Source organism: Rhodovulum sp. PH10 (genome assembly GCF_000293785.1).
GTDB lineage: Bacteria > Pseudomonadota > Alphaproteobacteria > Rhizobiales > Xanthobacteraceae > Rhodoplanes.
This window is the reverse complement of the sequence record NZ_AKZI01000227.1, coordinates 1-678: the sequence shown is the minus strand read 5'-3', so window position 1 is coordinate 678 and position 678 is coordinate 1. Positions and strand designations below refer to the sequence as shown.

General features: G+C 67.6%; 1 protein-coding gene and 1 pseudogene. Both read left to right on the top strand.

Annotated elements, in window-relative coordinates:
• Nucleotides 1–277, top strand: a 277-nt coding sequence (tnpB, locus tag A33M_RS21710) for an IS66 family insertion sequence element accessory protein TnpB (RefSeq protein WP_040622612.1), incomplete at its 5' end; no start/stop codon positions are given.
• Between the two features lie 74 nt (nt 278–351).
• Nucleotides 352–678, top strand: a pseudogene (locus A33M_RS21705) (IS66 family transposase); the annotation flags it as partial.

Sequence of the window (678 nt, the reverse complement as noted above, 5' to 3'; positions counted from 1 at the left end):
CGGCCTGTCGCTGCTGGTCCAGGAGGTATTGAAGCGCGATCCGATGAGCGGCCATTTGTTCTGCTTCCGGGGGCGCAGGGGCGATCTTCTGAAGGTCATCTGGCACGATGGCCAGGGCGCATGCCTCTATACAAAGAAGTTGGAGCACGGCCGTTTCCTGTGGCCATCCGTCGCCGACGGCGTGGTGACGATCTCGCCGGCGCAGCTCGGCTATCTGCTCGAGGGGATCGACTGGCGCAACCCGCAAAAGACCTGGCGGCCGACCTCGGTCGGATAGGCGGAAAGCCTTGCATTGCCGGGCTTTTCTGCGAGAATCCTGGGCGTGTTCAACCGCGTCGGACGGCCTCGCGCGTGGACGGATCACCGGAGGATATCGCCGCCCTGAAGGCCGCGCTTGCGGCGGCCGAGCAGCGTGCCGATGTGGCCGAACGCCATGCCGCCGCCGTCGGGGCCGAGGCCGCCCGGATGAAGGCGGAGGCCTCCGGCACACAGGCGCTGATCGCCCATCTGACGCTGGAGATCGAGAAGCTGAGGCGTGAGCTCTACGGCAGCCGCTCGGAGAGGAAGGCGCGGCTGCTCGACCAGCTCGAGATGCAACTGGACGATCTGGAGGCGACGGCCACCGAGGACGAGTTGGCGGCCGAGGAAGCCGCGGCCCGGGCGAAGACGGTGGTGCGC